The sequence below is a fragment of the Phenylobacterium sp. LjRoot225 genome, from assembly GCF_964252855.1.
Taxonomy (GTDB): domain Bacteria; phylum Pseudomonadota; class Alphaproteobacteria; order Caulobacterales; family Caulobacteraceae; genus Phenylobacterium.
In genome coordinates, this window is record NZ_CAXUPL020000008.1 from 22,746 (window position 1) to 49,653 (window position 26,908).

General features: G+C 65.3%; 23 protein-coding genes and 1 pseudogene. 5 read left to right on the top strand and 19 right to left on the bottom strand.

Annotation, left to right across the window (positions count from 1 at the left end; translation table 11 throughout):
* Positions 1 to 27: 27 nt before the first annotated feature.
* Positions 28 to 225 (bottom strand): hypothetical protein, encoded by a 198-nt coding sequence (locus ACSQ2B_RS26035; RefSeq protein WP_436054327.1) that lies wholly within the window; start codon positions 223 to 225, stop codon positions 28 to 30.
* 307 nt (positions 226 to 532) lie between these two features.
* On the opposite strand from ACSQ2B_RS26035, the gene ACSQ2B_RS26040 reads away from it, so the two are divergent.
* Complete coding sequence (locus ACSQ2B_RS26040; protein ID WP_436054328.1) at positions 533 to 904, top strand: response regulator; 372 nt, start codon at positions 533 to 535, stop codon at positions 902 to 904.
* Positions 905 to 960: 56 nt separating this feature from the next.
* Here the strand turns inward: ACSQ2B_RS26040 and ACSQ2B_RS26045 are convergent, their stop codons facing one another.
* The 13 genes and pseudogenes from ACSQ2B_RS26045 to ACSQ2B_RS26105 all read right to left on the bottom strand — a co-directional run.
* The gene (locus ACSQ2B_RS26045; RefSeq protein ID WP_436054329.1) at positions 961 to 2,373 is read right to left on the bottom strand and encodes a helix-turn-helix domain-containing protein; all 1,413 of its coding nucleotides are present in this window, start codon (positions 2,371 to 2,373) and stop codon (positions 961 to 963) included.
* Between the two features lie 757 nt (positions 2,374 to 3,130).
* Positions 3,131 to 3,391, bottom strand: coding sequence for a DUF2274 domain-containing protein (locus ACSQ2B_RS26050; protein WP_436054330.1), 261 nt, complete (start codon positions 3,389 to 3,391; stop codon positions 3,131 to 3,133).
* On the bottom strand, positions 3,342 to 3,740 hold the full coding sequence (locus ACSQ2B_RS26055) for a hypothetical protein (RefSeq protein ID WP_436054331.1): 399 nt from the start codon (positions 3,738 to 3,740) through the stop codon (positions 3,342 to 3,344). Before ACSQ2B_RS26055 ends, ACSQ2B_RS26050 begins: the two co-directional genes overlap by 50 nt.
* Complete coding sequence (locus tag ACSQ2B_RS26060; RefSeq protein ID WP_436054332.1) at positions 3,733 to 4,983, bottom strand: TrbI/VirB10 family protein; 1,251 nt, start codon at positions 4,981 to 4,983, stop codon at positions 3,733 to 3,735. Before ACSQ2B_RS26060 ends, ACSQ2B_RS26055 begins: the two co-directional genes overlap by 8 nt.
* 3 nt (positions 4,984 to 4,986) lie before the next feature.
* Positions 4,987 to 5,988: a P-type conjugative transfer protein TrbG gene (gene trbG / locus ACSQ2B_RS26065; protein ID WP_436054333.1), complete on the bottom strand. Its 1,002-nt coding sequence runs from the start codon at positions 5,986 to 5,988 to the stop codon at positions 4,987 to 4,989.
* Positions 5,985 to 6,668, bottom strand: coding sequence for a conjugal transfer protein TrbF (gene trbF / locus ACSQ2B_RS26070; RefSeq protein ID WP_436054334.1), 684 nt, complete (start codon positions 6,666 to 6,668; stop codon positions 5,985 to 5,987). The genes trbG and trbF overlap by 4 nt, the downstream gene beginning before the upstream one ends.
* A gap of 21 nt (positions 6,669 to 6,689) precedes the next feature.
* Positions 6,690 to 8,162 carry a P-type conjugative transfer protein TrbL gene (gene trbL / locus ACSQ2B_RS26075; protein ID WP_436054335.1) on the bottom strand — a complete coding sequence of 491 codons (1,473 nt, stop codon included), beginning with the start codon at positions 8,160 to 8,162 and terminating at the stop codon, positions 6,690 to 6,692.
* Between the two features lie 244 nt (positions 8,163 to 8,406).
* The gene (trbJ, locus tag ACSQ2B_RS26080; protein WP_436054336.1) at positions 8,407 to 9,120 is read right to left on the bottom strand and encodes a P-type conjugative transfer protein TrbJ; all 714 of its coding nucleotides are present in this window, start codon (positions 9,118 to 9,120) and stop codon (positions 8,407 to 8,409) included.
* A complete protein-coding gene (locus ACSQ2B_RS26085; RefSeq protein WP_436054337.1) occupies positions 9,113 to 9,463 on the bottom strand; it encodes a hypothetical protein in 351 nt (116 codons plus the stop codon). Before ACSQ2B_RS26085 ends, trbJ begins: the two co-directional genes overlap by 8 nt.
* Positions 9,463 to 11,931 (bottom strand): conjugal transfer protein TrbE, encoded by a 2,469-nt coding sequence (trbE, locus tag ACSQ2B_RS26090; protein ID WP_436054338.1) that lies wholly within the window; start codon positions 11,929 to 11,931, stop codon positions 9,463 to 9,465. Before trbE ends, ACSQ2B_RS26085 begins: the two co-directional genes overlap by 1 nt.
* 97 nt (positions 11,932 to 12,028) lie before the next feature.
* On the bottom strand, positions 12,029 to 12,295 hold the full coding sequence (locus ACSQ2B_RS26095) for a VirB3 family type IV secretion system protein (protein WP_436054339.1): 267 nt from the start codon (positions 12,293 to 12,295) through the stop codon (positions 12,029 to 12,031).
* A gap of 1 nt (position 12,296) precedes the next feature.
* Positions 12,297 to 12,650 carry a TrbC/VirB2 family protein gene (locus ACSQ2B_RS26100; RefSeq protein WP_436054340.1) on the bottom strand — a complete coding sequence of 118 codons (354 nt, stop codon included), beginning with the start codon at positions 12,648 to 12,650 and terminating at the stop codon, positions 12,297 to 12,299.
* A gap of 542 nt (positions 12,651 to 13,192) precedes the next feature.
* Positions 13,193 to 13,345: pseudogene (locus ACSQ2B_RS26105) on the bottom strand (Tn3 family transposase); the annotation flags it as partial.
* A gap of 242 nt (positions 13,346 to 13,587) precedes the next feature.
* Between ACSQ2B_RS26105 and ACSQ2B_RS26110 the strand changes: the two are divergent.
* Positions 13,588 to 15,339, top strand: coding sequence for a family 43 glycosylhydrolase (locus ACSQ2B_RS26110; protein WP_436054341.1), 1,752 nt, complete (start codon positions 13,588 to 13,590; stop codon positions 15,337 to 15,339).
* A gap of 397 nt (positions 15,340 to 15,736) precedes the next feature.
* On the opposite strand, the gene ACSQ2B_RS26115 is transcribed toward ACSQ2B_RS26110, so the two are convergent.
* The 5 genes from ACSQ2B_RS26115 to ACSQ2B_RS26135 all read right to left on the bottom strand — a co-directional run bounded on the left by ACSQ2B_RS26115 (position 15,737) and on the right by ACSQ2B_RS26135 (position 21,837).
* Positions 15,737 to 17,065: a glycoside hydrolase family 1 protein gene (locus tag ACSQ2B_RS26115; protein ID WP_436054342.1), complete on the bottom strand. Its 1,329-nt coding sequence runs from the start codon at positions 17,063 to 17,065 to the stop codon at positions 15,737 to 15,739.
* Positions 17,066 to 17,231: 166 nt separating this feature from the next.
* Positions 17,232 to 19,424 (bottom strand): beta-glucosidase, encoded by a 2,193-nt coding sequence (locus tag ACSQ2B_RS26120; protein WP_436054343.1) that lies wholly within the window; start codon positions 19,422 to 19,424, stop codon positions 17,232 to 17,234.
* Positions 19,425 to 19,455: 31 nt separating this feature from the next.
* On the bottom strand, positions 19,456 to 20,223 hold the full coding sequence (locus tag ACSQ2B_RS26125) for an SDR family NAD(P)-dependent oxidoreductase (protein WP_436054344.1): 768 nt from the start codon (positions 20,221 to 20,223) through the stop codon (positions 19,456 to 19,458).
* A gap of 18 nt (positions 20,224 to 20,241) precedes the next feature.
* Positions 20,242 to 20,718 carry a hypothetical protein gene (locus tag ACSQ2B_RS26130; RefSeq protein WP_436054345.1) on the bottom strand — a complete coding sequence of 159 codons (477 nt, stop codon included), beginning with the start codon at positions 20,716 to 20,718 and terminating at the stop codon, positions 20,242 to 20,244.
* A 351-nt stretch (positions 20,719 to 21,069) separates the two neighbouring features.
* Positions 21,070 to 21,837, bottom strand: coding sequence for an SDR family NAD(P)-dependent oxidoreductase (locus tag ACSQ2B_RS26135; protein ID WP_436054346.1), 768 nt, complete (start codon positions 21,835 to 21,837; stop codon positions 21,070 to 21,072).
* Positions 21,838 to 22,094: 257 nt separating this feature from the next.
* On the opposite strand from ACSQ2B_RS26135, the gene ACSQ2B_RS26140 reads away from it, so the two are divergent.
* From ACSQ2B_RS26140 to ACSQ2B_RS26150, 3 genes are all read left to right on the top strand, one after another.
* Positions 22,095 to 22,682 (top strand): TetR/AcrR family transcriptional regulator, encoded by a 588-nt coding sequence (locus ACSQ2B_RS26140; RefSeq protein ID WP_436054347.1) that lies wholly within the window; start codon positions 22,095 to 22,097, stop codon positions 22,680 to 22,682.
* A 242-nt stretch (positions 22,683 to 22,924) separates the two neighbouring features.
* Positions 22,925 to 24,190 carry a cytochrome P450 gene (locus ACSQ2B_RS26145; RefSeq protein ID WP_436054348.1) on the top strand — a complete coding sequence of 422 codons (1,266 nt, stop codon included), beginning with the start codon at positions 22,925 to 22,927 and terminating at the stop codon, positions 24,188 to 24,190.
* Positions 24,191 to 24,545: 355 nt separating this feature from the next.
* Positions 24,546 to 26,900 carry a TonB-dependent receptor gene (locus tag ACSQ2B_RS26150; protein WP_436054349.1) on the top strand — a complete coding sequence of 785 codons (2,355 nt, stop codon included), beginning with the start codon at positions 24,546 to 24,548 and terminating at the stop codon, positions 26,898 to 26,900.
* The last annotated feature ends 8 nt before the right edge of the window (positions 26,901 to 26,908 follow it).

The window sequence follows — 26,908 nt, forward strand, 5'->3', positions numbered from 1 at the left end:
GCTGATCGCGAAGGACCGCCAAGCGCGCTAGGAGGCGTTGACGTCCTCACAGCGAGCTTCAGCCGAAGACGTTGGCGGGCTCTTGGCCATCTCCAGCCAGTGTGCTCCGAGAGCGGCATAGGCCGCCATCATCGCGCGGTCCTCGCACCAGTCGGCGAGATCACGGGTGGCCTCCGCCATGCGGTGGCAGTGTGCGATCCAGCGTCGGGCGCGCTCATCGTCCATTCAAGCGCTCCACTTTTGCGCGAGTTTAGGCGACGCACTGTCCGACAGGATAATCACCGGCTCATTAACGCTCCCCCTGTCGTACGAAAGAGCCAATGGTGATGTGTCAACTAAAGGTAGCACACCCCCTCGGTAAGCAACCCAGAAGCTTTACCGCGACGCCCACCTTGCGGCTATTCCACCAAACCATCAGAGTGCATTGCAACCACGCCTGAGGCTGCGTAGGGCTTTCCATGCGTCGGGAGCCTGACGCGAGGAACGTCTTGTTTTACTTGCGGCTGGTACAGCGTAGCTGGGGCTGGAAAATATGGGCAGGGTCCTCGTGGTCGAAGATGACCACGCAATCTGCGAGATCATGTGCGAGGCGCTGCGGGACAGCGGACACGCCGTCGAGTGCGTGAACAACGACCAAGAGGCCTATGAAAGGATCGCCGGCGTCCCCACGCTCGAGGGGCTGGTGCTGGATGTAAACCTCGGGAAAGGAACTACGGGCTTTGACGTCGCGCGCTTCGCCCGGCAAGTGATCCCCGATCTCGCGGTCGTCTACGTTAGCGGCGAAGCACCTCAGACCTCGTTCAAGGCCTTCGGCGTGCCTGAGAGCGTTTTCCTTCCGAAGCCCTTCTCGCCGGGTGAACTGGTCGAAGCTGTCACCAAGAAGCTCTGCGATCGGGCCGCCTGAGGCGCCCCCATGTAGGATGAAGCTCGACTTCGCCTCTAGCGCGTATCTAGCCATCATCATCGGCCGCGCACGGTGAGCAACACCCGCGATACATCCTCGCCGGCGGCCAAGGCGGCCGCCTGGATCACCGCGGCGAAGTCCCGCCGCAGTCGATCCGCGGCCACGCCATTCCGATGTGAGAGCTGCATCACGCCGTCCTCGATCCCATGGAATCCGATCGCGCTGAACCAGGCCCCGTAGGGGCCGGTCTTCACGCGCCTCTGCAGCTCGGCCTCGATCCGGAGCCAGCGAGGATCGTCGCGGCCAGGGCCGCCCACGACCTCGGCGGGCGAAACGGCCGTGGGCGCCGGGTCCGAGATTGGCGGCACGCAGCCCTTCTGCTTCAGGATCCGCGCAAAGTTCAGGCGCAGGTCGGGAGCTCCGAGGGGGTCGTAGGAAGCCATTTTTCCGAAGTATTTGCAGGGGCTGCGGACGTCGGGATCTTCGATTGCGATTGCCAGCATGGCGATGGCGCGCAGTCCATGGCGCGACAGGGCCCAGGCGAAGGTCTGGTCGTTGTTGCGCTCAGGCTCAGGAAGCAGCTCCGGCAAGGCAGCCGCAATCCGGGCGAGGTCCGCTGGGGACGCGCTGAGCGGGTCAGCGACAACGCCAGGACCGACCAGGGCGGCGAGCCTGGGAGAGGCCTGGTAGGCGGCCTGCAACTCTTGGCGCGCCATTTCGGCCTGTACCGAGGTGCCCGGTTGGGCTCGAACGAAGCCGCTTGCTCCCTCCGGAGAGCAAATGGCGCTGTGATTGCCGGAACGCAGGTTTTGGGTCGAGGTTTTGTCGGCGTTGCCGCTCGCAGCGGACGCAGGCCGCTGCGCTATTGAATGACTTCGCGCCGTAGGCGCGGCCGCTCCTCTTCGTACAGAAGAACTTTGGTTCCTATGGGACTGTTCTAGGCGCCGGCTTTCCGGCGCCTGGGCGCTGAATCCTCTCTCTGCGACGACATGCTCCGCAGCTTGCGCCCAGCGCTGGCGGATCTCCGCGTCGACAGCCTCGGCATTCGCCTCGAGCTCTCCAAGCCGGTCCGCGAGGGGGGCCAGGTCATAGGCTTCGATGTCGGCGGGTCGGTTGGCGCGGTTGTAGTCGCGCACCATATAGCCGCGCGCCTCAAGGACCTTGCGATGGGCGCGAAGGGTGCTCTGGCTGCAGCCGACCTCGGCGGCGATACGGGCTGTGCTCGGCCATACGCAGGCGATGTCCTTTTCGAGCTGCTCCTGGTTCAGCCGGCGCACGTAGTGCAGCAGCACGAGCCGTTGCATCGGGTTCAGATCGCGGGCGCCGAGCAGCACGGCGTCCTCGATCCGCCAGATTGTGACGCCCGGCTCCCAGCGCCAGGCGCTCGCGCGCTGGCGAACGTCCTCGAAATTGTCGGCGCGCTTGGCGAAGCCAGGCCGCCAATCGGCAATGGATACAGCAGGGTGCATCAAGTCCCTCGGAGGAAGGGACGAGGCCGGTCACGGCCTGGAGATCACCAGACGCGGAGACAATAGATCTCCTGCTCGGGCTTGACGGCGAAAAAATCGCCGCCTAGTTTTAACCCGATCATTGAGCCGCCACGACAACGGCCATCTGAGATTTCCGAAAGCCTCCAGTTCCCGCTGGGGGCTTTCGCCGTTTTAGGGTCTCGTCGTTAGGTCACGGGATGGATCCCTTGGGTTCGCCGGGGGTGTGGGCCCACGGACAGCACAGCCTCCGGTGAGTCTGTCGCCGGCCGAAGCCGGTGACCTCAGGAGACCTCGGAGCGCGCACCGCAGCGGCGCGCCAGACTGGAATTTCAGCGTGTTCGCATCGTCGTCCCTCGATCGGGACGGGACCTGGAGGGGCGATCGGACCGGCTCGCGTCAGGCCACACGAAACCGCTGGGGGCTTGACGGCGTTTGCGACGCCACCTAGCTTCATCCCCATCGAAGCCGCGCGCAGCAGCAAGTCGATTTTCCGAGAGCCTCCAGTTGGCGCTGGAGGCTTTCGCCGTTTTAGGGTTCCGTCCTAAGTCACGTTGAAGTCCTCAACAGCCATCGCACGCCGGAAATTCGGCGTGTGATTCGGCAGGGTGGAGAGTCAGCTGAGTCTGCGGTTTGCCAAACCCCGGGCGGGCGCGAGCAGGGACGACAAAGCCTGTCTGTATGCCTTGGATGCTGGAGACGAGGCCGCAGCCGCCGAGCAGGTGAATCGGGCGAGGGATCATTCTGCGGCGAGCCGGTCGGCGGCGGCCGCGCGCGCTCGCCGCCAGGCCTGAAAACCGCGATCGTTGTCGATGAAGGTCGCGAGAATATGGGCGGCGAGCTGCTCGAGCTCGATCGGCCCATTCTCAGCGACGTAGGCGTCACGGTAGTCGGTGAGATCGACGGCCGGCTTGCCCTTCAGGCGCATTCGGAGCTCCAGCGTCTTCTCCTCAGCGTCGAACTTCGGCAGCGCCAGACTGGTCTTGTTGGTACGCGACACGTTGGGTCCCTTCTTGTTTGGCGAGGTAGCGATCGACCGCCGTGCAGGCGAAGTCGGTGAGCTTGACGTTGAGCTGCTTCATCCGCTCGCGGACATCGGCGCAGAGGCTGCTGGAGAGCCGCAGGCTCCTGCAGTCCTTGGGCGAACGGCGCACGGCGAAGACGACGTCCTCACCCGCGTCCAGGGCGCTCAGCAGCTGGGCGAAGGCGTCCTCATAGGTGAGGCGCAGCGCGCCGTAGGTCGGACGACCGTCGGTGAGGCGCGCCTTGGCCGCCTGCATCATCTCCTGATGCAGGCGCTCAGGCACGTAGATCCCGACCTTCTCGGTGTGGAGGTAACGCTTACTCATAGGGCGCCAGGATCATGTCCTTGTTGACGATGACCCGGAGCGGCCAGCCGGCGCGGACGCGGATCGTCGGCTGGCGGTTCAGGTCGCGCGCGGTGATCTGGGAGCCGACTTGCTCCGCCTCGTTGGCGACCCCCGAGCCAGCGCTATTGAGCACCAGTCCGCCCGAGCTGCGCGTCGAAGCGTCCTGGGCCGAGGCGGCGCCGACGCTGAAGATCGTCGACAGGAGGATCCCCTTGGCGAGCTGCCAGCCGTGGGCGTCCCTGCGGTCCTGCAGGCCGGCCGCACCGGTCAGGTCGGCCCCGGTCATCGAGCCGATATTGATCGATCGCCCGTTGGGCATGATGATCCGGTTCCAGGCGATCATCGCGCGGTTCTGGCCGTAGGCGACTTGGCTGTCGTACTTGCCGATCAGCCGCGACCCCTGGGGAATAAGGACCGTGCGACCGGTCACGTGGTCGAAGACCGGCTCAGTGACCTGGGCGATCACCTCGCCCGGCAGATCCGAGTTGAGCGCAGTGACGAGCGCCGCGGGAATGATGGTGCCGGCCTTGACCTCATACGGGCTCAATGGCCCTCGAAGCGGGTTCTCCAGATAGTCGTCGGCGCGCGCCGTGCGCGCGAACTGGGTCTTGGCCGCCTGGCCGTTGCCCGGTTGGACCTCCTCGGTGGAGTTCGCGGCGTCAGGCTGGGTCCCCGCGAGCTGCGCGAGACTGGCGGCGCCGCCATCGTTCTGCGCCGTCGATTGGGGAGACGCCCCGCCGAAGAAGGGGCCTGACGTCTGAGCAGCGCGCGCTTGTTCGCGAGCCTGCTGCACAACTGGATCGACAGGCGGCGGAGCCGTGGCTTGTGCTGCCGCTGGTGTGCCCGCTGCGGTCGCGTTCGCCGCTGTCGCGCCGATCGGCGTGCCGGGCGGCGGCAAGCTCGTCACGCCAGGTGTGTTTTTGAGGTCCGCGTAGCTGGTCGGGACCGCCTGGGCGAAGGGCGGAGTCTGCACCGTACTGGTGTCCACATTCGCTTGCGGATCCTGCTCGCGCGGCTTCGGCGTGTGCGCGCCGCCAAGCCCCACGAAGAAGCCGAGACCCACGAGGAGAGCGAGGACGCCAGCGCCGGCGACCAGATACTTCCGGTTCCACCGCGTCACCGGCGGCCGCGGAGCCGTCAGCAGGCTCGCGCCGCCAGACTTGGTGCGCAGCGGGGGCGCGCTGGCCGAATTGAGCGGGGGGTCGGGAGGAAGGTGCGTCATGCCCTAGCTACGCTCCCCGGTGCGGGTGATCCGCACGACCGTCTGGCGCTTCTCGCCCAGCCGCAGCTCGGCGACGTCGATGATCCGATCGACCACGTAGTAGCCGTTCAGGTAGCGATAGTTGACGAGCTGGGCCTGGTGGTCTGGTCCGACGAGAAAGAGTGGCGGCGCCTCGGTCGCGGCCATGTTGGTCGGGAACTGGATGTAGGTCTTCAAGCCATCGTCGAAGACCCGCAGGGGTTGCCAGCTCGGCGCACGGCTGTGGATCGGGCGCACGTCGTAATCGAAGTGCAGGTTGTCGATCGGGACGCTGGCGGCCACGACCGACTGCGTCGCGGCGGCCTTTGCCGCCTGGGCTTCGCGTATCTGCTCCTGCGGGTAGTTCCAGCTGATGACGCTCGTGTAGGCGTCGCCGTCGTGGCTCACCGCGTCGAGCAGATAGGTCCGCTGATCGGTCGTGAGGATGACGTTTGTGCGCAAACCTCCGCGCACCGGCTTCAGCATCACCAGGATCTGCTGGTCCGGACCGCTGCCCTGCACGGTCTCGCCGAGCACCCAGCGCACCGTGTCGCCGGCGGCCTTGGAGACCAGCTTCTCGCCCGGCCTAAGGGTGATGACCGACAGGAAGCGCGGACTGGTGTTGACGGTGTAGAGCCGGCCCGGCTCGAAGTCGTAGTAGAGCGCCGAATTGATGTAGGCGCCCCTCGTGGGATAGTCCCGCGCGACCGCGTTGGCGTATCGAACCGTGTCGTAAGTCGGGGAGCGGCGCTTCGGAGCGGACCGGCGCACGTGAGCGCGGTGGACAGGCGCCGGCAGGGCCGTAGCCGCGGGCCCACGTTCAGCCGCCTTAGTGATCGGCACGCCGCGCGCGGCGCCCGGTGCGGCGGCCGGATTGGGCCGCTGCACCAGCTGGGTCTGGCCCAAGGCGACGCCGGCGGCCGAAAGGGTCAGGGCGAAAACGGAAGCGCCGCCGAGGCGCAGAATCTTGGAAGCGACAGCGCTCATAGCTCGCGGCTCCACTGGAAATTGGTGACGTAGATGCCGAGCGGGTTTGCCCTCAGCTCAGCGGCGTTTTTCGGCGGGTTGACCTTGGTCGTGATCAGGCCGGTCCAGTTCTCGGTCCCGCCGCTGGCGCCAGCGTTGTATTGGGTCTCGCGCCACTGCACCTGATAGGTGTTTGGGCTGCGAGCTAGGACCGAAACGATCTCGACATTGACCGCCTGAGAGCCGGCGTTTGCGAACGGGTCGTTGTTCTTGGCGAGGTCGTTGAGCTGGCCGATCGCTCCGCCGGCGACGAACTGATAGGCCTTCGTCCAATTGTCGCGGATGACGATCGGGTCGATGCTCTTCGAACGCGTGAGCCGCACCCAATCAGCGAGGAAATAGCCCATCTCGGCCGTGCTCGGCTGGTAGGTCTTCCCCGCCAGCTCGATGGTGCCCGGCCGGGCATACTTGTCGACCGGCACGACGTAGGTCGCGATGTGGGTGTTGTTCATCTGGTAGAGCAGGCCGCCGACGGCGAGGCCCGACAGGGCAAGGCAGCCGAAGGCGATGCGCCGCCAGTTGTTGGCCTGCGCAGCGGACGAGCCGATGCGGTTGTCCCATTCCCGGGAAGCGCGAACGTAGGGGGTCTCGAGGGGAGCCGAGCTCCCGTACTTGTCTGCAGGTCGTTTGAAGGGGTTCATGACTGGCTTTCCGACTTGGGGTCAGGCCTTGGGCTCTTCTTCGTCATCCCTGCGCGTCGGCGTGGCCGTCATTCCGTGTGTGGAGTGATCGCCGGCCGTCGCCGTCGCCGCCGCGGATTTGGCGACTCTGGAGAGACCGCCACCGTCAGCGCGGCGAGCACGAGCGCTGGCCACGGTTTCAGAGGGGCTTGGGGGTTCAGGGGGCGAGGAGGGTTCTTCGCCGCCGCCGCTGGACGGTCGGCGACCGAAGGTGCCGCTGGCGAGCTGCCGAGCGACCGAGGAAGTTGCTGACACGGGCGCTCGCCGGAATTCTTCGGCGAAGTTCATGGCGTCTTCAGCCATGGCCGAGCCACTGAAACCGCCACCGGAAGCGGGGGCCGAAGATCCGGCCGCGCCCGCGCCGCCGCCGCTGCCCACGCTCGATGCCGCAGATGCTGCCGTTCCTGCGCCGCTCGAGCCCGCTGAACTAGCTCCGGCTCCGGCCGCCGCGCGAGCTGCTGCGGACCCCGTTGAAGGGCCGCTCGGAATTGCGCCAGCCGCTGCCCGCGCCGCGGCGACCTTTTCACCGCCGGCAGCCCAGCCGCCCGCGACGGCGCCGCCAAGAGCACGGCCGGCGAGTCCGACGCCGGCCACACCGGCGGCAACCCCCGCTGCGCCCAACAGGGCGGAGCCCGAGTGGAGTTGGGGGCCGCCGGAGATCAAGGCGCCGGCGATCGACGGCACTTTGAGCGCCAGCATCATCAGGAAGAGGGCGGCGAGGACGAAGCCGCACTCCTCGGTCAGCGTGGGCTCGGCCGAGAGCGTCATCGACTTGAAGATGTTGATGCCGATCCCGAGGATTACGCCGAGCGCCATCAGCTTCATGCCGACCGACACGACGTAGCCGATTGCCCGTTCTGCTAGGAATGACGTCTGGCTGAGCACCCCGAAGGGGACCACAACGAACCCGATGAGCGTGACCAGGTGGAACTCGATAACCGTCACTGCGACCTCGATCGCCAGAACGATGAAGGCAAGCAGGATCCCCAGCGCGGCGACGGCCGCGCAGATGATCGCGTCGATGTGCATGAGCGTACCTGCGCCGAAATTCTGCGAAGCGAGCTGGCCGATGTAGATCATCAGCTGAGAGGCGACCTTGAGCCCCGCGTCCACAGCAACAGTCGGCTGGGTCATGAACGAACCCACACTGCCGCCACCGCCTGCCTGAAGTCCGAGTTTCCCGAACCCGTTGACGATCGTCGTGCTGAGGCTGTGCCAGCTGCCCACCAGCCAGGCGAAGAAGCCTATCGTGAGCACCTTGCGGACGAAGCTCGCGAGCACGTTGTTATGCTCGTCGATGGCCCAGAGCATCGCGGTAAGCACGATGCTGATAACCACGAGAGTTCCGAGAATAGCGTGGACGTCGCCTGAGATCATCCCGAAGCCGCTGTCGATCTGCGACACGAACTTCGTAATGAATTCGTCTAGCGCCGCGGGGCTAGCTGAGGCAGCCATCGAACTTACTCTTTCGGATTTCTAGAACTTCTTGGTGTTTCCAAGCTTGCTGTGTGTCGGCTTGTAGTAATAAGGCGAGCATGGGTTGTTCATGTCGCGGATATCCGGGTCTGGACATTTCTGCTTGGCTGGAACTGGAGCGCTTGCTGGCGCTGGCGTTTGGGCCGCTTGCGGCGCCGGCTTGCCGCACCCGGCAAGCGCGAGGGCAGCCGCAAGCGTCACGACTTTTAGGATCAAGCGCATCTCAGAAGCTCGTCATGCTGCCTAGGGTGGAGGTCGTCGGCGTGTAAGCGTCGTGCCGCGTCGATTCCGCCTGAGCCGCCGCGGTGCTCGCCTGCTGCTGCGCCAGGATCGTCTCCTGGGTGCGCGCCTGGGCGACGAGGATGGTCTGCAGCGTCTGAAGCTGGCTGCTAAGCGCTGCGAGCAGCTGGTTCGTGGCCTGGATCGCGGCGGTCTGGCCCTGAGCGCTCTGGGACGCTGAAACAGCGCTGTTCACCGCATAGGCCGTAGTCGGCTGCGACGCGACGATCTGGTTCTGCAGCCGCAACGCGTCATTCATGGTGGCGCGCTGATTTTGTTGCCAGTTGGCGTACTTCGCCAGGATCTGCGACAGGCTCGAGCCGCCCATGCTCGACGGGTAGAGCGTCTGGAAATCCATCGCGACGTCGGCGCCGGAATACCCGATCCCGGTCGCCGACTGCATGAGGCTGGTCGCCTGAGCGCTGATCGCCGAAAGCGGATGCGTCACATCCGTGCCGAGCCTCTGGAGCATCTGCGCCTGATAGGCGACCTGCTGCTTCAGGTTGTTGATCTGTTGAAGGCCCTGGGCGACCTGCCTGATGGCCTGAGCCACGGCCGCCGGATCATAGACGACCATCGCCGCCTGCGCCGGCGCCGGCGGGATCGCAGAGAACGCGACGAGCGCGGCCGCCGCCGTCGCGGCGAGTTGCTTACGCATGGCGATGATCCTTCTGGGGTGCGGACGCCGGAGGGGAGGGGGGCCAGAGGTCCGCGGCCTCTGCCCTGACGAAGGTCGGTTCGGTGCGAGCACGGAAGACGACGGCCGCGCCGAACAGCACAAAGCCGGCCAACAGGACGAAGAAGTTGTGATGGTAGATCGTCCCGAAGACGCTGAAGAAGCCGGGCGCCGCCAAGCCGAGGAACAGGAACCGGCGCCGCCGCCGCGTGCGGATCCAGTCGGCCGGGAGATGCCGCGCGAGCCAGCTGAGCCGCCGAAAGTCGCGCGGACTGAAGGCCGATGGCTCCGGATTCGGTGCGGGCATGAGGGCGCCGCCGTCCATCACGCCACTCGCGCTGGAACGGTAAGGTCCGCGAGGTAGGCGGCGACATCATGCTGGCCTTTGGCGGCATAGAAGCCGGCGGCGAAGCCGTCGCGGCCATGCGTCTCGAGCACACGTGAGATGAGCTGCTGATCGCCCGGGGACGACGAGCCTACGGCCGCGAGCGAGATCGGGCCTAGGCCCAGCTCGAAGAGCCGGTTTCCGGCCGTCGACTGGTAGTAATATTCCCGCTTCGGCGTCGCCTTGCCGATGATGCTGATCTGCTGGCCGTTGAGGCCGAAGCCGTCATAGAGGGCGGCGATCTGCGGCGAGTGCGCGTCGGGGTTCGGCAGGAAGACGCGGGTCGGGCAGCTCTCGATCAGCGCCGGCGCGATCGAGGACCTGGTGATGTCGGAGAGCTGCTGGGTCGCGAAGACGACCGCGACATTGTACTTCCGCAGCGTCTTCAGCCACTCGCGGATCTTGGCCGAGAACGAGCCCTGATCGAGGAACAGCCACGCCTCGTCCAGAATGAGCAGGGTCGGGCGCCCATCGAACCGCTTCTCCAGTGTGCGGAAGATGTAGGTCAGGACTGGGAGCAGGGCGGCTTTGTTCGCCATCAGCTCGCCCATCTCGAACGTCTGCCACCGAGCCGTCTTCAAGGTGTTCTGGTTGGCGTCGAGCAGATAACCGTGGGGGCCAGCCAGCGTGTACGGCTGCAGCGCAGCCTTCACGTCCTGATCCTGAACAGTGGCCGTCAGCAAGGTGAGGGTGCGTTGATCCTGCGGACCGGCCGCCAAATTGCGGATGCCGCTCCAGATCTCGTCCTTCACCTGCGGTGTGACGGGAACGCCCTCAGCCGCGACGATGTCCTGCACCCACTCCTGCGCCCAGGCCAGGTCCTCGGCCGCGTCGATATCCGCGAGGGGCTGGAAGGCCAGTTCGCTGTCTGCGCCGCCGAGCTGGTAGAACTGGCCACCGCTGAGCAGCGTCGCCGCGCGCGAGCTCGCGCCCTTGTCGAAGAAAAAGACCTGCGCCTCCGGGTAGCGCTGCCATTGCAGGGCAATGGTGTTCAGCAGCACGGACTTGCCGGCGCCGGTCGGGCCCACGACCATGGTGTGGCCGACGTCGCCCTGATGCAGGTCGAAACGGAATGGCGTCGTCGCCGCGGTCCGCGTGAACATCAGCGGCGGCTGATCCCCCTCGTGGCCCCGCTTCGCGCACTCAGACGTGAGGTGGGTGTTCCGCGTCGGACCGGGCCAGATCGCGGACATCGGCATCATATCGCAAAGGTTCAGCGAGGACACGAGCGGCCGGCGAAGATCCGCGTAGGCCTGGCCGGGCAGGCTTCCCATCCAGGCTTCGACCGCGTTGACGTCCTCGACCTTCGAGACGAAGCCGGCGCGGTTGATGGCGCCTTCGACTTCGCGCACCCGATCGGCCAGGCGATCGGGGTCGGCGTCCATGAGGGTGATGGTCGGGGTGAAGTAGCCGATCGAGGCAAGATCCCCGCCGAGGATGGCGAGCGCCGCGTCCGCGTCGACGGACTTTTGCGCTGCGTCGGGATCCTCCAGCTGAGAAGGCTCGCGGGTCACCGCCTCCTTGATGAGGGCCATGATCCCCTTGCGCTTGGCGAACCAGCGTTTCCGGATCGTGGTCACGGCCTTGCGCGCGTCCTCCTTGTCGAGCGGGAGGTAGCGGCAGACCCAACGATAGCTGACGCCGAGCTCGTTCAGGCGGTCGAGCAGACCGGGCGACGAACCGGTCGGATAGGCCCGAACGGAAATGGTCCTGATGAAGTGCTTGCCGAGGCGCGGGTAGAGGCCGCCCTGGAAGTCGTCGTCAGTCAGGAAGGCGTCGAGATAGGCCGGGGTGTCCGGCCGCCGCACATAGTGGCGTTTGGTCGAGATGCAGCCGTGCAAGTAGGTCAGCGTCTCGTCATCATCCAGCTCGCGGACCTCCGGCATGATCGCCGCCAGGATGTCGGCGATCTGCGCGATGGTGCTCTCGAAACTGCTGAGTTCGGACCGGTACATGCCGGCGGCGCCGCGGCCAGTCGGCACGTTCTCGAGCAACAGGCTTTCGGCCGTGCTGACGGCTTCTTCCGGAGGAAGATAGGTGAAGGTCATGTAGTAGCGGCTCTCGAAGTGCCGCTCGTGCGCCTGGAAGGTGTCGCGCCGTTCGTTGTCGATCAGCTCGGATACAGGATCCGGGAAGGCGCTGGTCGGATAGCTCTGGGATGGCGCCCGCAGGGCCTCTATGTGCAGGCACCAGCGCGAACCGAGGCGCCGCAGGGCGTTGTTGAGCTGCGCCCGCGTTGCGACCAGGCCGGGCTCCGTCGAACTGGCGAGATCCGGACCGCGGAAGGCGAGCGTCTTCTGAAAGCTGCCGTCCTTGTTGAGCAGGAGTCCCGGCCCGATCAGAGCCACCCACGGAAGATGATCGAAAAGCCGGTCGGCTCTGGGCCGGTATTCGCGGAGATAGAGCATCGCGGGGCCTTACTGTCGGCGCGGCGCTAGGCCTGGCGGCGTGACGCCGCGCCGACGTTGAGGAGGACTTCAGGGGAGGAGGGCGACCTGACGCTCATCAGCCGGCCAGATGAGACTTCTGGCGGATGTGCCGCATCAGAGCGTCGAAGAAGTAGGGGTCGCGCTTGTTCAGCCAAAAACAGATCGCATGGATCAGCAGCCCGAGCGGGATGCCGAGCCAAGGCACTTGGAGACCGAGGGCGAGTACGGCGGTCAGGGTGCCGTTCAGCACCGCGATCATCCGTGGGACGCCGGCCATGGTCACAGGCTCCGAAAGCGAGCTGTGAAAGCCGATCTTGAAGCCCTCGATCTCCGGCTCCGCCATCTCAGAACGCCGCCCCAGCGGTCATGCTGAAGAACGAACTGATGAAGGTCGTGGCCGTGAACGCGATCGCGAGACCGAACACAATGCCGACGCCCTTGCGCATCGCCGAACCGCCCTCGGCGAAGGCGAAGCCGACGCCGGTGAGCACGATCGCGATGATGCCGATCGCCTTGGCGACCGGACCCGCAAGCGAGTCCTGGATCGTCTGAAGCGGCGTTTCCCACGGCATGGCCGTGCCGCCAGCCGCGAATGCGGGTTCGGCGAGCAGCAGGCCGACGGCCGCTGCGATGAGCGCAGTCTTAGCGTGACGGCTGAATCGGGGGCGATTCAGCCGGCCGAAATGCCGGAATTTCATTGGAGTTGCCTACCTTTTTCAGTCCCGCCCGAGGTGTTTGGGCTACCTAGGATTGTGAGTGAGGCAGACTCGCGTCAAGCGCCTTTTTTTTGTAAATGCGCTTTATGTGCTTTTACGTCGGAAAAGTAGAGAAATCCGACATCCGCCCGGGCTGGCGCACTACGGGCTCGAGCTAGACGGCTGTCGCAAAGACAAGCTCACGGGCAATTTAGGCTAAATCGGGGCATCTCACGCCAAGACCTCCTACTCCGAGGAAAGCTTGACCATTGAGGGAGGTTATGACTTCGTTCGGGCTTGTCTCTATGTCCCGCTCACTTTAATATTAACTTCCATTTTGACGCCGTATAACTCTACACATCGTGAATATGCACGATTTCGCATAAGATATATTGTGCATGTGCCAGATTCCGCCAGGGTCTTACGCTGTATAGAGCGAAGCCGGAAACGCCGTACGGCTCCGTTATTTTTGGCTGAATTCCTGAAATTCACTTCCAGAGGTTGCGGTGGGCGCATGAGGCCGGCCGCCTGGCCCGCAACTTCTGCGATAGCTGCGCAATCGGTCGTTCTCGCGTGCGATCGCGAACGCGGCCGAGGCGATGGAAGCAAACGGCGCGGGCAAGCGCGTTGCGGGACTCGCCCTTGTTCAATTCCGCCCTGGCCTGGCGGCGCAGCGCTGGATCCTCCAGCCAGTCGAGCGAGATCGCCTTGGGCGGTTCAGAGGAAGGTCGCCAGCGGCTAACCGACCTAACGCGGACGCGAAATGGTCCGGCCAAGATGTGGTGCTGGCGACGGCTCGGGGGACCGTTTCTCTCGAATTCAAACACCTATCCGCTTTGTTTCTCACATCCAGCTAATTCGATTGTCGAAACATGACGGCTCGTTTACTCAGACAAATCGCGCGAAGAGTGGCGGTATCACTTACGGGTGAGAGGGACTTATGGGCATGCCTTCGAACGACAAGGTGGGCATTGTGACCGCATGCTGTCTGACGCTCTTCGCTGGTACCTCCGGAGCGGCGCCGGCGGCGAGGAATCGGCTGGCGACCTACGCCAATCCCGTCGATCTACCGTACCGGTATCAGGCTCCGGTCAGCATCCCGCGTCTGCAGCTTATGCCGGGCCAGCCCTACCGCGAGGCGGCTGACCCAGCGTTGGTGCTCTTCAAAGGGCAGTACTGGCTCTTCGCTTCGCACTCGAAAGGCTATTGGCGTTCGACCGATCTGCTGCACTGGAGCTTCGTCGAGGCGAGCGGCTACGCCGTCGACAAGTTCGCGCCGACCGCCGTCGTCATGGGCGGACGAATGTTCCTTGCGACGAGTGAGGCGACAAAGCGGATATGGACAACCGACGACCCGATGTCCGGCCGCTGGACCGAGGCGGCGACGATCAGCTCAGGCTACCAGGATCCAGACCTGTTCCTCGACGACAATAGCCGGCTCTACATGTACGACGGCCTGGCTCCGTCAGGACCGCTTCACGCCTACGAGCTGGATCCGAAGACCCTCCAACCGCTAGCTCGGGTGGACATACCCCAGTCTCGCAGCAAGGAAACGCGCGGCTGGGAAGTTCCAGGTGATCACAACGAGAAGACCGCCAATCTGTCGTTTGTCGAAGGTTCGTGGATGACGAAGTACAAGGGGCGCTACTACCTTGAGTACTCCGCGCCCGGCACCGAATCCAAGACCTACGCCAATGGCATGCTGGTGGCTGACAAGCCGATGGGGCCGTTCACGTATCAGGCCTACAGCCCCTTTGCCGTGAAGCCGACGGGCTTCATCGCCGGCGCCGGCCACGGCAGCACCTTCCAGGCCAAGGATGGCCGTTGGTGGCACGCGGGCACCATGACCATCTCCCGCCGGCATATCTTCGAGCGCCGGTTGGGCCTCTTCCCGACCAGATTCACGGCTAAGGGCGAGATCCTCGCCGACACCTACCTCGGCGACTATCCGCACTACCTCGACGGCGACCGCGGACTGACGGGCTGGATGCTGCTGTCTCGCAGCAAGGCTGTGACCGCATCATCCAAACTGAACGAATTCCCGGCGGAAAACGCCGTCGATGAGGACGTGCGAACCTGGTGGTCGGCGAAGACCGGCGGCTCCGACGAATGGTTCCAGGTTGACCTGGGCGAACCCAAGCAGATCGAGGCTGTGCAGATCAACTTCGCCGACGAAGGCAGCGCAGGCATAGGGATCAGTAAGGACGTCTACAACTATGTCCTGGAGCTCTCGAACGACGGAAGGACCTGGCGCAGCGTGATCGACCGCTCGGCGGCGGGGAGGGACGCCCCGCACGACTACGAGGTCTTGCCAAAGGCCGACCAGGCTCGCTTCGTGCGGCTTCGAAACGTCCATTCGCCAGATGGCGGCAAGTTCTCGCTCTACGACCTACGGGTCTTCGGCAGGGGTTACGGAGCGAAGCCGGCGAAAGTCGGTTATGCGCAGGCCACGCGCGACGCGGTCGACGGACGTAAGGCGGCGATCAGCTGGGCGCCCGCGAAGGGTGCAGATTTCTACGTCGTGCGACTGGGTGTCCGCCCTGACCTGATGAACCAGAATTACCAAGTCTATGACGGCCAGACGTCAGTCGCTGTCGCCAGTCTCAACCTAGGTGCAAAGTACTGCTTCGTCGTGGACGCGGTGAATGAGAATGGGATCGCCCGAGGCGACACCGTCCGCTGTATGCCATGATTTTATACGCCACGGGCGCTTCAACTAGGTTGGCCCGCAACTTAGCTGGGATGCAATCGATGACCTGGCAAACAATCCGCTACCTACGCGGACCCCGGCAGTCTGGGTTCCGGCGGCCGTGTCGCATGAGTTCTTCGCTCGTGGGGAGATTGCGATGCGCTCGCTGTACATCGCGCCCGGCTGCGCTGGGCAGTTCCCTGCAGGCCGCCAGCTTCATGACTCACCCTCGGCGTAGGCGCTGACTCGCCGGCGCCACAGCAGATGACTCGGGCGGGCAACGCGCTGGGTGCATTGATGTTGCGAAGGAAGCTAGTCGGCCTTCACCAAGGAAGGCTTCCGGTACCCATCGCTGGCGAACGCCGCGTCCAAGCGGGGCCTTTGGCCTCCGCTCCCAAGGTCAGATGGCATTCCGGCGTGCGACATCGCCGAGCCATGTCGCGCTGGGTTTGAGCGTGCGCGTCTGCGTCTTCCGATCGACCGCGATCACGCCGAACTTGGGGCCGTAGCCGAAGAGCCACTCGAAATTATCCATCAGCGACCAATGCCAATATCCCCGGACGTCCACGCCGTCCTGGATGCATTGATGAAGGCCGGAGATCGCTTCGTTCAGATAGCGGATCCGCACCGCGTCATCTTCGATGCCGATGCCATTTTCGGTGACGTAGATCGGCACCTGCGCCGCATCCGCTGCATAGCGCACGGCATTCGCCAGCCCCTCAGGGTAATATTCCTGGAAGATCTGGGTGCGCAGCGTTCCCGCGGGCGCCGGCACCGCTCCGGCGAAGCTGAACCTCTCACGAGTGTAGTTCTGCACGCCCAGGAAGTCGTCGCGCCGGGCCACCTGGAGCCAAGCGTCGTAGCGCTTGGACCGCTCGGCTGCGCCGGCGCCTGGAAAGCCGGGCGCGTCCTGGATGTCGCTGATGGCCAGCGTCATCCCTACAGGCAGATCCGCTCTCACCGCCTTGATCGCCGCGCGCGCGGCCTCATGACACGCTCGGACGATCGGCTTGGATCGAGAACTGTCGTCGAACAGGAAGGATCTGAACGTCGAGGATCCGCTGCGCTGCGCCGCGGCGCTCAGCATGGGCGCAAGGGTTCGCGCCGGAAGGTGATCGCTGAACGAAAGGTTCGCTTCGTTGAAAGTGCAGATCACGTCGATGAGATCCCCGCAGTGACGGACAACCCGGTCCGCATAGGCGGCGAAAGCCGCAACGCTGTCGGAGTTCTCGAACCCGCCCGCTGCGGCCTGCCAGCGCGGGCTGGTGAAGTGGTGGAGGGTGACGACCGTCTTCAGGCCGTGATGGCGACAGGCCATCAGCATGGCTCGGTAATGGTCGAGCTCGGCGCTCGAGTACCGCCCGCGCTCCGGTTCGACGCGCGCCCATTCTATCGAAAAGCGATAGCTCCCGAACCCGAGGCGCGCGATGAGCGCGATATCCTGGGCGAAGCGATGATAATGATCGCATGCGTCGAGTGACGGCTCCCGGATCATGGTTCCGGGCACGTTCTCCAGCAGCCACCAATCGTTGTTGAGATTGTTGCCTTCCACCTGGTGGGCGGCGGTGGCGACCCCCCAGATGAACCTGCTGGGGAACCGACGAGTCCCCTTGGCGAAGGCAGGAGGCGCTGCGCTGGCCAGAGCCAGGGCCGCGCCGGCCCCGAGAACGGCGCGACGGTCTGGTCGGGCGGGGGGCTGTACGCTTGCGCCAGCATCTGCCTTCGACATCTCAATCCTCTTTTTGGATTTCGCAGTTCGCGTCTCTCGTTCGATCCGTCCACGACGGACCGGGTCCCGCCTAGTCGGCTGAAGGGGCGATCTTGGCCATTCATCTATGCCGCGCTGACCGCGACCTCCTGCAGGATGTGCCCGCCAGGAGCGACGGCCGCGGTCGCTAAGGCCTAAGGCGGCTGCCTGTCAGCCGGACCTCACCTTCTAGGCGAGGAGCGTCGGACGCCGATCCGACCGCGACTGCATAGGCGCCGGGCGCCACGCGCCAGTTGCGCGCCTTCACGTCGAAAGCCGCCAGCAGGCGGGGATCTGCGGTGACGCTCAGGGTGCGGGTCTCGCCGGGCTTGAGAACGACCCGCTCCCATCCGACGAGATGCTTGACCCCGCCGACCCGCGCATAGACCTGCGCGGTCTCGGTTCCTGGCCGGGTCCCCACATTGGCCACGGTGAACCGGGCGGTTAGGGTGCGGCCGCCGGCGAGCTCGAGGCCGCTGTAGGCGAAGCGCGTGTAGCTGAGGCCATGCCCGAACGCGAAGAGAGGCTTTGCCTTGGTGCGGTCGTACCAGCGATAGCCAGCGTCCGCCCCCTCCGGGTACTCGACCGGGAAATGCTCGTCGAAGGCGACGTCGTACAAGCCCGCGTCGCCCCGTGGCTGACCGCGATCGCTGCCGGGGAGCTTGGGGTTCGGCGTCTGGTCCACGGCGGCAGGGAAGGTGACGGGCAGGCGACCGGACGCATCGATCTCACCCGTCAGCACCCGGGCGATCGCCTCGCCGCCGCGCTGGCCCGGGTACCAGGCCTCGAGGACGGCCGAGACCTTGTCCAGCCAGGGCATCAGCACCGGGCCGCCGGTTTCCAGCACGACGACCGTCTTCGGGTTCGCCGCGGCGACGGCTGCGATTAAGGCGTCCTGGCCGTTCGGGAGGGAGAGGTCCGGGACATCCTTGCCCTCGGCGGTGAATTGCTCGGCGAAGACCACGACCAGTTGAGCGTCGCGCGCCGCGGCGGCGGCGCGGGCGGGGTCCGTTCCGTCGTCATAGGTCACCGAGGAGCCAGGCCGCAGAGCGCGCAGGGCAAGCAGCGGTGAGGACGGGGCGTACATCTTCTTGTGATAGATGGGCTCGCCCGGCAGCGGCAGGGTCAGGGCCGCCCCTCCGACCGGAAGCACCTGGGACGAGCCGCCGCCGCCCAGGACGCCCACGTCGGCATGAGCGCCGATCACCAGGATGCGCTGCGTCGCCGTGCCGATCGGCAGGATCTGGCCCTCGTTCTTCAGCAGCACGATCCCGCTCTCGGCGACCTCGCGAGCGACCCGGCCATTCGCCTCAAAGTCGATCGGCTCGCCTGCCTTCACCGGGCGATCCACGACCCCAAGGCGGTACATGCTGGTGAGGATCCGCAAGGCCGCCCGGTCGACGTCGGCCTGGGCGACCTTGCCCGACGCGAGCGCTGTCTCGAGGCCTTCGCCGAACAGCGCCGGCTTCTTGGCGTTCGTACCGGACTCCTGATCGAGCCCTTCGCGAATCGAGGTGGAATGAACTGCGCCCCAGTCCGACATGACGAAGCCCTTGTAGCCCCAATCGCGGCGCAGCACGTCGTTGAGCAGGAAGCTGTTCTCGCAGGCGTAGACGCCGTTCACCTGGTTGTAGGCGCACATCACCGACCCGGGCCGGCCGATCTCGACGCCGATCTCGAAGGCAAGGAGGTCGCTTTCCCGCAGGGCCGCCTCGGCCATGTTGGCGCTCAGGCCTCCTCGCCCGGTCTCCTGGGCGTTGAGCGCGAAGTGTTTGATGGTCGAGATGATTGCGTTCGACTGCACGCCTCGAATGGCGTGGCCGACGAGCGTTCCGGACAACAGCGGATCCTCGCTGAAGTATTCGAAATTGCGGCCGTTCCTCGGCTCGCGGACCAGATTGACGCCGCCCGCGAGCAGGACGTTGAAGCCCTTCGCCCGCGCCTCTGCGCCGATCGCCGCGCCGGCCTTCTCGACCAGGGCGGGGTCCCAGGTCGCGGCCAGGGCTGCGGCGGACGGGAGGGCGGTGGCCCCATCGCCCGCGCGCATCACGCCGCCCAGGTTCGCCACCCCGAGGCTGGCGTCGCTCTCGGTCAGGTTTGGGACGCCAAGCCGCGGGACGCCCGGCACGACGCCGGCGGAATTCGGCGCACCCAACAGTCTGGCCGGCGCGTAGTAGGGGACGTAACCGCGCAGCAGGACGCGCCGTTCCTGTGGCGTCATCTGCGTGAGGACCGCAGCCGCGCGGGCTTCGGCCTCATCCGGCCTCGGCGACGGCGCGGCGTGAGCGGCGGCCGTGGAACAGAGCAGCGCAGCCGCGAGGCGGCACACGGATCTCGACATGTTCATCTGCGACCTGTTTCCTGAACGCGGATTACAGCGACATCCCGCCGCTGACCTCGATGACCTGGCCGGTGACGTAGGCCATCTGCGGCGACACCAGCGACAGGGCGACGCCGGAGAAGTCGGACGGCTCGCCCAGGCGCCGCAGGGCGGTGTTCTGTTCGAGATAAGCCTTGGTTGCCGCGTCGCCCCGCAGGTCGGCGTTGGCGTCGGAGGCGATCAGGCCGGGCATGATGCAGTTGACAGTGATGTCGCGCGGTCCGAGCTCCTTGGCCATGACGACGGTCAGGGTCTCGATCGCCGACTTGCTGATCGCGTAGACGACATAGTCCGGGAGGGCGTTGCGTGCGCCCAGCGAGCTGACGAAGATCACCCGCCCGCCTTTGCGCAGTCGCCCCTTCAGATGCTTGGTCACGAAGAAGGGCCCGCGGAGATTGTCGCCGAGGATCTTCTCGAACAGCTCCGGGGTGGTGGCGTCCATGTTCGCCACCGGGCCGCCGCCGGCGTTGTTGATCAGGATGTCGAGGTCGGTGGCGCCGGTGTGCTTCAGGAGTTCGGCGTCGAGGTCGGCCGCCAACTGTTCCGCAGCTTCGGAACTGCCCTGGGCGTTCTTGATCAGGAAGGCCTTACCCCCCTTCGCCTCAATGGCGCGAAGCGTGTCCTGTGCGGCGGCGTCGTTGCTGGCGTAGTTGATGGCGACCAGGGCGCCGTGCTCCGCCAGGAGCTCCGCCGTGGCGCGCCCCAGGCCGCGCGAGGCGCCGGTGACGAGCGCGGTCTTACCGTCGAGCATCTTGCTCATATTCTCTCCAGTTCCGGCTCAGCCGTTTCCGAGGGGGATTTGGTCGTAAGCCGGCGTCGGAACGCTGCCAGCAGGCGTGGCCTGGAGATAAACGTCGAGGTGACGAAGCTTGCCGTCCGCATTGAACTCGTAAACCGACACGGAATTCACGACGTTCTGCTGGCCGTCGTAGACGACGCGCTCTTCCAGCTCGAGGAAGACGACGTTGTCGTGCTCCGTCACCCGCTTGAACGAGCCTTCCCAGTGGGCGTCGACGCACCAGGTCGCCAGGAAGGCGATCATCGCGTCGATGGTCATCGTCTCCTTGAAGTTGCCGATGCGCTGGAAGTCGTCGGAGACGAAATCCCTCAGGCCCTGCCATTCGTCCGGTGAATAATCCGGTCCTTTCGCGCGATCCATCAGGCCCTTTTGGAACAATCCATAGTCGATCGCCTTGCGCGAGAGCCCAGTGTATCGCTGAGCTGCGACAGCAATGTCCTCAAAGGTCTTATTCACCACGGGTTTAATCTCCAAAAGAAGCGGAATTCATAGAGTTATCTGAGGCGTGGATCGCCGGAGCCAAGCATTTGGCCATTGATTGATGGGGCGGCTTCGCGGGAGGCGGGGCGGTCTCACAGGCGGCCCTGGACGCAGGGCGATCGATTGCGCCCTCCATCAGGTCAGCCCGACGCCGCAGAGACTGCGCCGTCGCCAGCAGTTCTTCCTTGTCAGGCTGTAGCGAGATCCGCAGGGCCGCTTGCTCGCAGAGCTCCGCCTCGCGTCTGCAGTCATTCGGGGTCAGCACCATCAATGCGCTCCCTGGCGCGCCGAAATTGCAGATTCGATCCATCCGGAGCGTCATATGCGCTAGCTGCGCATGATCGTGCCGCCGTCGATGCTGATCACCTGGCCGGTGATGTACGAGCCCTCGTCCGACATCAGCAGGGCGCCCATGGCGGCGATGTCCTCGGGCCGGCCGACGCGCGACTTGATGGCGGCGGCGGCCTTTGCCCAGTCAATCATCTGGGGCGGGAGCAGGGCCTCGATGCTGGGGTGCAGGGTCAGGGCGGGCGCGAGCGCGTTCGCGCGAATCCCCTGGGCGCCGAACCGGAGGGCGACGTGGCGCATCAGCGCGTGACCGGCGGCCTTGCTCATGGCGTAGGCCACCTGGGCCGGCCCGGAGCTGTAGGCCGCCGCGGAGCTTGTGTAGACGATGGCGCCGCCGCCGCGTTTCAGAAGCTCGGGAATCGCCGCCCGGGTGCAGAGATAGAAGCCGCGGGCGTTCACCCGCTGCACGTCGTCGTAGACCGCCAGCGGCAAATCCAGGATGCTGAGGTCGGGGCTGCTGTCGGCGAGGTTGGCGAAGTTGGCGTGCAGGCCGTCCAGTCCGCCGTAGGTCGAAACGCAGCTGGCGACCGCATCGGTCACCGAGGCTTCATCTGCGCCGTCGAGGTGCAGGGCGAGCGCCTCGCCGCCAGCCTTGCGGATGGCCTCGACGACCTCGGCCGCAGACTCCAGCTTGAGGTCGCCCAGAGCGACCTTGGCGCCTTCGGCGGCATAGCGAAGAGCAAGCGCGCTGCCGATCCCGCCGGCGCCCGCCACCAGGACCACCCTACCTTCGAGCCTGGGTCTCATGTCGTTTCTCCCTATCCACGATCTCGCCAGGGCGTTCTCGCCACGCCGCGACCACCGTCGTCGACCCGTGCAGTAGGCTTGTCCGACCATAGTGTCAACAAAGACGACCATATGGTCGTATAATGGGTGCCGGCCTTGATGAATGGTCGGGATCACCGCATTGAAGCGAGTGGAGAACTGGAGTCGCCATGTCGGCCATTGAGAAGGCGCAGCCGCGCAAGAGGCGTTATGTGGAGCGTCCCGACGTCCGCGTGGCCTTGCTGAACGCCGCCGAGGCGCTGGTCCGCGAGGAAGGCTATGCCGCTGCGACCGCGCGCCGGATCGCCACCAAGGCGGGGCTTAAGCACCAAGTTATCTTCTACTACTTCGGCTCGCAGGATGAGCTGCTGCTCGCGGTCTACCGACGGGCCGCCGAGGCCGCCTACAAGCGGCTCGAGATCGCCATGGCGTCCGATCATCCGGTCAGGTCACTTTGGGAGATCGTCAGCGATCGCGAGGAGACCCGCTTCACCCTCGAATTCATGGCCCTGGCCAACCACAACGAGTTGGTTCGCGCGGAACTTGCCAAGAACGCCGAGGCCGCACGCAAACTTCAGGCTGACGCCCTCGCCCGACACTTCGAAGCCCGCGGCATCATCCCCCGCCTTTCGCCGCAACTCGTCGCCGTGATGACGACGAGCATGGCGCGTTCGCTGGTCCAGGAGGCCACGCTCGGGATCAGGGCCGGACACGATGAACTCGAGGCCCTGATCTTCGACTCGCTGCGCAATTTCGAACTGGGCGGGGAGAGCGACGGCGACATGGAAACCGTGGTCGCCGCGATGAGTCCGCGCCGGGACAGCTGATCGTCCATCAAGACCAAGCCACGCGCGCACACGGTCGGCTGTCTTTTTGCGACCTAATGGTCGCTATATGCGACCGGATGGTCGGTTTTTGTTGACGCGCCTGGGGCGCCCGGATTATCAGTCCAACATGATCAGTTTCCGGCGTGCCTTCGTGGGTTCGTCGGGGAACACGCCCGAGCACGTTGTCGGTCCGCGCAGGTGGACGGGAAGCATCGTGCCGGGCGCAGGGGAGCTCAGAGTCAATGACGAGCCGTTTCGACGAGGTCGATTATTTCAACAGCTACGATCTGGTCCCCGATCCTCATCCCTATTTCGAGCATCTGAGGTCGCAGGGACCGGTGACGAAGCTGCCGGTCTATAACGTCGTGGCGGTGACCGGTTACCAGGAAGGCGTCGAGGTCTATTGGAACCACGACAACTTCTCCTCAATCGTCACGGCGAAGGGGCCGTTCCCGCCGCTGCCGTTCACGCCAGATCCCGAGGACATCAGCGCTCAGCTGGAGGCGCACCGCCCGACCATGCCCTACGGCTCGATGCTGGTGGCCATGGATCGGCCCCAGCACACGCGCATGCGCAAGCTGATGATGGGGCTGCTGACCCAGAAGCGCCTCCGCGAGAACGAAGGCTTCATGCATCAGCTCGCCGAGCGGCTGATCGACAAGTTCGTCGAGGCCGGCCGGGTCGAGGTCATCGGCGACTATTCCCATCCCTTCGCGACCCTGGCGATCGCCGATCTCCTGGGCCTGCCTGAAGAGGCCCACGAGCAGATCCTTCCGCTGGTCGGGGGGCTGCCCGGGCGGCTCGGTGGCGACGACGACATGTCGAGCAACCCGCTGGCGCAGGTGGGCATGCTCTTCTACGGCTACATCCAGGATCGCCGGGCCAATCCGCGCGACGACGTGATGTCGATCCTGGCCAACGTCACCTATCCAGAAGGCGACCTGCCCGACCTGGAGACGATCACCGGACTCGCCGGGCTGCTGTTCGGCGCCGGCCAGGACACCACCGTCCGCCTTATCGCCGCCATGCTGAAGACCCTGGGCGAAAATCCCGAACTCCAGGAGCGGGTGCGGAACGATCGCGAGCTGATCCCGAACTTCATCGAAGAGACCCTGCGGCTGGACGGGCCGACCAAGGCGGTGTTCCGTCTCGCGAGACGCCGCGCCAAGGTCGGCGACGTCGAGGTCCCGCCGGGCGGGCTCGTCATGCTGGCCCAAGCCGCCATGAACCGCGATCCGCGGAAATTCGAAAACCCCAACGTGTTCGACGTCGAGCGCGAGAACGCCCGCGAGAACCTGTCCTTCGGCAGCGGCATCCATGTCTGCCCGGGCGCGCCGCTGGCGCGGGTGGAGGCGAAACTGGCGCTCAACAAGCTGCTCGACCGGGTTCGCGACATCCGCATCGACGAGACGGTCCACGGGCCCGCCGACGCGCGCCGCTATGATTATGAGCCGAACTACACCCAGCGTGCGCTGCGCAGCATCAACCTCACCTTCTCGAAGGCCTGAAGGGCGCCATGCCGTCCTCTCCACGAGCTCGGCTGGGGTCTCTCCGCGGGCGGAACACGCTGGCAAAAATAACTCAGACAAAAATGACCTTCGCGCGTTGACGGCGATGAAGAGGCGTCGCTAACATCTTGGCAAACAGGTGTGGAACTTGCGTCGGCGACGCAGCATCACCGCACCGGCAAAAGACCTGGGAAGGAGGAACATGGCTCACAGAGCCAATCGCGTGCGCGATTCGACGTGCCGCGGCGCGTCGTGGACGTCTTTCACCGCTGATAAAAAACGACCGGACCGTGAGGTCGCGAGGTCGGATCGAGGACCCGCCGCATCGGCAGGGATCCGACAACTTGGGGGAAACATGAACAAGCTGACGACGCTCGCGCTTGCGAGCGTGAGCCTTAGCGTCCTTGCGACGGCTGTTACCGCGCAACCCGCTGCAACCTCGTCCGACGACTCCACGCTGAGCGAGGTGGTGGTCACCGCACGTCGGCGGGAGGAGAGCCTCCAGACGGTGCCTCAGACGGTGAACGCCGTCTCCGGAAACACGCTTCAGAAGCTGAACATCCAGCGCTTCGAGGACATCCAGGCTGTCGTTCCGGGCCTCACCCTTTCGTCCGGCAGCAGCGGTTATTCGACCGCAGCCACCGTCCGGGGCGCTTCGTTCCAGCAGGAGACGGGCGCGCAGCCGACGGTCGCCTTCTACCTGAACGATGCGACGATCAACTCGGCCTACTTGTTCGAGTCGCTGTTCGACGTCGGCCAGATCGAGGTCCTGCGCGGTCCGCAGGGAACTCTGCGCGGCGAAGCTTCGCCTTCCGGCTCGATCACGGTCACCACGCGCCGCCCGACGCTGGGCGAGGGCGGCGGCTACGCCGATGTCACGGCCACCGATCACGGGGGGCGCAACCTCAACGGCGCGGTCAACGTGCCGATCATTGCGGACAAACTCGGCGTACGTCTGGCCGCCATCATCGACGACAACCGCTACGACCAGGTCCGCAGCATCAACAACCCGCTCCGACCCTACTCCAAGTCCTGGGGCGTGCGTCCGAGCATTCGCTGGGAGCCGACCGACGCCGTCGCGGTCAACGTCATGTACCAGCACATGGAACGGAAGCTCGGCGCCTACGATCCGGTGGAGTCGCTCTCGCAGATCGATCCCAGCGCGCCCGTGGTGAACCCGGTGATACACGCCAGCGACAGCGTCGGAATCGCCGGGGCGGAGCGCACCACGCGCCAGGTTCAGGACGCCCTGATCGGCAACCTCGACGTTCGCTTCTCCGGCCAGAAGCTCAGCTATGTCGGTTCGCTCAGCGAGCAGACGATCACCGCCTTCACCCCGGGCGATGCTGGCAACGCCTTTCCGGGAGTCGTCTACGGGCAGGATCTCGTCAGCAAGGGCTCGCAAGTCACTCATGAGTTGCGACTGGCGTCCGAGGATCGCCTGTTCGGCCAGTTCGACTACACGGTCGGCGCGTTCGTCAGCCGGTTCGGCGCTCCGTCGGACCTGACCAATCAGAGCGCCATCACCGCCTTCGGCAACCTGGTCTTCATCGCCGACACACCGATCTTCAATCGTGGCGTGAACAAGGAGCGTTCGATCTTCGGCAATGCGACCTGGCATGTCGGAGACGCGACCGAGCTTTCCGGAGGCTTGCGCCACATCTGGTACGAGGATCACGGCGAACTGATCGTCAGCAGCAACAGCCTCTTCCAGGAGCGGAGCAAGGATCAGAAGACGATCTACAACCTCTCCCTGTCCCACAAATTCACGCCCGACTTCCTGGCCTATGCGAACACTGGGACGGCGTTCCGTCCCGGCCCCTTCCTGATCGGCGTGTTCCGTCCGCTGACGCCGACCTTGCGGCAGTTCGTCGATCTGCAGAACGAGACCTCGAAGTCCTACGAGGTCGGCTTCAAGTCGACCTTCCTCGACAAGCGGGCCCTGTTCAACGTCGCCATCTACCACCAGGACTTCAACAATTTCATCTATCGCGGCTCTGCAGTCTCCTACGTCGACCTGAACCAGAACGGGCTCGTGCCAAGCTCATTCAACTTCGGCTCCAGCGTCGATGCGAAGATCGACGGCGTCGATGTCGAGGCTGCATTCCAGGTGATGCAGGGCTTCAACGTCAGCGCGGCCTTCAGCTACGCCAAGAGCAAGATCAAGAACGACCCCGTCGCCTGCAACGACCTCGACCTCAACGGCGTGCCGGACTCGACCGCGGTCACGCCGACCCTGGCGCAACTGCTCGCCTCGACCGGGAGCGGCGCGGTGGCGCAGTGCATCGTGCACGACCCCATCTCGTTCAGCCCGAAGTGGAGCCTGACCCTTCAGTCGGAGTACGCCCGTCCGATCTCGAGCTCGGTCGACGGATATGTGCGCGGGCTGTTGTCCTACTATCCGAAGAACCGCCAGGACCCCTACAACCCCTACGACAACGTCGACAACTACGGCCTGCTGAACCTCTACCTGGGGGTCCGCAGCCGCGACGGGGCGTGGGAACTGGCGCTCTTCGGCAAGAACATCACCAACACCGACAAGGTGCTGTCGCGCAGCAACGGCGTCATCACGACCGGTGTGCAGGAACTGCAGCCGCCGACCTTCACCTCGGCGATCGGCCGCTCGATCCCGAGCTCCTATGTGTCGGCGCGCTCGACCCCGCCGCGCGAGTTCGGCGTCAACCTACGCTACGCCTTCGGCTCTCGCTAACCTCCCCG